Raw genomic sequence first — 2911 nt, 5'->3', positions numbered from 1 at the left:
GGGCACACCGAGCCTAGGCGAGGTGCCGAGTGTTGGGGCAAGAGCCCTTTGCTTACTTTGGGGCTTTTCCAAAGTGAGCCGCCGTAAGGGCGGAACCCTAAGTGGCCGTTACCTAAAAAACGGATATGTACTCAATAAAACCAACCGCCCCCAAACCTGGCCCAACTCTTGCTCTACCTCTCAATACTGCATCCCCGACCCCCATGCAGTGGAGACCTTTACCTATGCCAGTCGCCCCGAATTCGCTCCTTCAGGCTGCCCCCGCGGCCAAGCCTCAAGCGCCCTCTGCCAACCCATCGGCAGTGGCTGCGGACCCACGGGACAAGGGCCCTGGCTTCGCTCAAGTGTTTGCCAGCCAGGCGTCCAAGCCCACGGTCAAGACCGACGACAGCTCGGCCAAACCCACCGCAACCAAGTCGTCCGATGCCAGCGCCAAGCCTGCAGCGGGCAATGACAAGCCTGCCGCCAGCACGCCAGCCGTTGCCGATAGCGGCAATACCTTGCCTGCCACGCCGCCGGCCAAAACCGACGACAGCGCGAGCAAGGATGACGACGCGCCAGCCGACCCTGCCCTGGTGCAGCAACCTCCGGCTGACCCGGTGGTCGACCCGGCACTAACTGCCACCGTCACCCCGGTAGCCGTGCCGGTGCCGGTTGAAACACCCGCGCCCGCCACCACGACCAAGGATGACAAGGCTCAGCCGGTGGTTGCTGCGCCGGTCGCAGCGACTGAGGAAGCCAAGCCGGCTTTCGATCCTGAAGCAGATCCCCTGGATGCCATGCCCGCCGTGCGCCTGGCGATGGAGCAGGGCGGTCACGTATCGGCCAGCAGCCAGGCGCAGGCGAAAACCGCTCCGGCACCGACTCAGGATCAACCCACTGCCGCACAGAATTTCGCCGCCGGCCTGGCCAATATGGTCGACCAGCAAGCCACCAAGGACAGCACCGACCAGGGCGGCGACAAGGCCTTCAGCGGGTTGATCGAAGACGGTCTCAAGGACCTGAAGAACGCCAGCAGCGACACCCGTGTCGATGACTTCGCCAACCGCCTCGCCGCGTTGACCCAGGCGGCCACGCCGAAAACCGCCAACGCCTTGCCACCGGTGACCAATGCGCCATTGGCCATGCACCAGAGCGGCTGGACCGATGAAATCGTCAACCGGGTGATGTACCTGTCCAGCGCCAACCTCAAGTCGGCGGAGATCCAGTTGCAACCCGCTGAGCTTGGCCGCCTGGATATCAAGGTCAACATGACCGCCGACCAACAGGCCCAGGTCAACTTCATGAGCGCCCACCCGGTGGTACGTGAAGCGTTGGAAAGCCAGTCCGGGCGCTTGCGGGAGATGTTTGCCCAGCAGGGCATGGGCCAGGTGGACGTGAACGTGTCGGACCAGTCCCGTGGGCAGGAGCAACAACAGCAGCAGGCCCAGACCCGTGGTGTGAGCGGTAGCGGCGGGCGCGGGGGTGACAATGGCGACAGCGGCAACCACCTTGATGTGGCTGAAGCCGTGACGCCGGTCACCTCAACCGTAATCGGCTCCAGTGCGGTCGACTACTACGCCTGATCCGGACGAAATATGGGAGGGGGCTTGCCCCCGATGAGGGTGTGTCAGCTGAAACATGGGTGACTGATACACCGCTATCGGGGGCAAGCTGAACTGGCCTAATGATTTTGGACACTTCAATCGGGCGCTATGATAGCGCCCAAATCTGAGGTGTTTGGATATGCGTAAATCTTATTCGAGTGAGTTCAAGCTCAAGGCTGCCAGCATGGTGCTGGATGAAGGTCAGCCGGTTACCGAGGTCTGTGCCAGCCTGGATATTGGTCCTACTGCTCTGCGCCGTTGGGTCGATCAAGTGCAAAAAGAACGCTTGGGCTCGACTCCGGTGGGAGCCAAGGCAATTACCGCTGATCAACGAGAGATCCAGAGACTCAAAGCCCTGCTCAGGGAGAAAGACCTGGACATTGAAATCTTAAAAAAGGCCAGTGCTCTCCTGCTTTTGGACGCCAAAGATCATTCACGCTGATCGATGAGCTGGACGAGCAGTACGGCGTTAAAAGGTGTTGCCGGGCGTTCGGGGTTAACCGCAGCAGCTTCTATGCCTGGCGCCAGCGCCAGGGCAGAGCAAATCCTGAGCGGGAAAAGCTCAAAGCCGCGCTGGTCAGGCACCACAAGGCGTCGAGAGAGTCGGCGGGCGCACGTACCTTGTCCAAGGAGCTGCAAGCCAAAGGACATCGTGTCGGACGTTACATGGCTCGCAATTTGATGCGCGAGGCTGGCATCGCTAGTCGTCAGCGCAGGCGCCATAAGTACAAGTCGCCGGGCGTGGAGGCCTTGGTGGCGCCGCATGTGCTCAAGCGGAAATTTGATGTGACGGCGGTTAATCAGGTGTGGTGTGGCGACGTAACGTACATCAAGGTCGGCAAGCGTTGGATGTACTTCGCCGCCGTTCTGGATCTGTACGCTCGCAGGATCGTAGGCTGGTCGTTCTCGATGATTTCGGATGCCAACCTGACCTGCGAGGCACTACGCATGGCAGTTGAGCTACGCGGCCATCCCGAGGATGTGTTGTTTCACTCTGACCAAGGTTGCCAGTACACCAGCCATAAATTCCGAAACGCGCTTGTGAAGCATGGGTTTAGGCAAAGTATGAGCCGTAAAGGCGAGTGCTGGGACAACGCCCCGATGGAGCGTTTCTTTGGTAGTTTGAAATCCGAGTGGGTTCCTGAAACGGGCTACAAACTGGAGCATGAGGCCCGGGCAGATGTGCAGCGCTATGTCTCGCGCTACAACATCAGCAGGCCTCACAGCTACAACGACTACCGGTCGCCGGTCGCGAAGGAAAGGTTGGCGGCATGAACCTTAATCGGTGTCCAAGATTACTTGACCAGTTCAAGCCCCCTCCCACA

3 protein-coding genes are annotated in these 2911 nt (G+C 60.3%); all 3 read left to right on the top strand.

Annotated features, from left to right (window positions below):
* Positions 1-224: 224 nt before the first annotated feature.
* Positions 225-1565: a flagellar hook-length control protein FliK gene (locus BFN10_RS21000; RefSeq protein ID WP_071491277.1), complete on the top strand. Its 1341-nt coding sequence runs from the start codon at positions 225-227 to the stop codon at positions 1563-1565.
* Positions 1566-1725: 160 nt separating this feature from the next.
* The gene (locus BFN10_RS30200; protein ID WP_014717988.1) at positions 1726-2028 is read left to right on the top strand and encodes a transposase; all 303 of its coding nucleotides are present in this window, start codon (positions 1726-1728) and stop codon (positions 2026-2028) included.
* A complete protein-coding gene (locus tag BFN10_RS20990) occupies positions 2025-2861 on the top strand; it encodes an IS3 family transposase (protein WP_071489093.1) in 837 nt (278 codons plus the stop codon). The genes BFN10_RS30200 and BFN10_RS20990 overlap by 4 nt, the downstream gene beginning before the upstream one ends.
* Positions 2862-2911: the final 50 nt, after the last annotated feature.

The organism is Pseudomonas extremorientalis, assembly GCF_001870465.1.
GTDB lineage: Bacteria > Pseudomonadota > Gammaproteobacteria > Pseudomonadales > Pseudomonadaceae > Aquipseudomonas > Aquipseudomonas extremorientalis.
This window is presented reverse-complemented; position numbering and strand designations above follow the sequence as displayed.

Bases quoted from the DNA above. Each gene is read 5' to 3' on its own strand.
- BFN10_RS21000 (WP_071491277.1), top strand. From the start codon at position 225: ATGCCAGTCGCCCCGAATTCGCTCCTTCAGGCTGCCCCCGCGGCCAAG.
- BFN10_RS30200 (WP_014717988.1), top strand. From the start codon at position 1,726: ATGCGTAAATCTTATTCGAGTGAGTTCAAGCTCAAGGCTGCCAGCATG.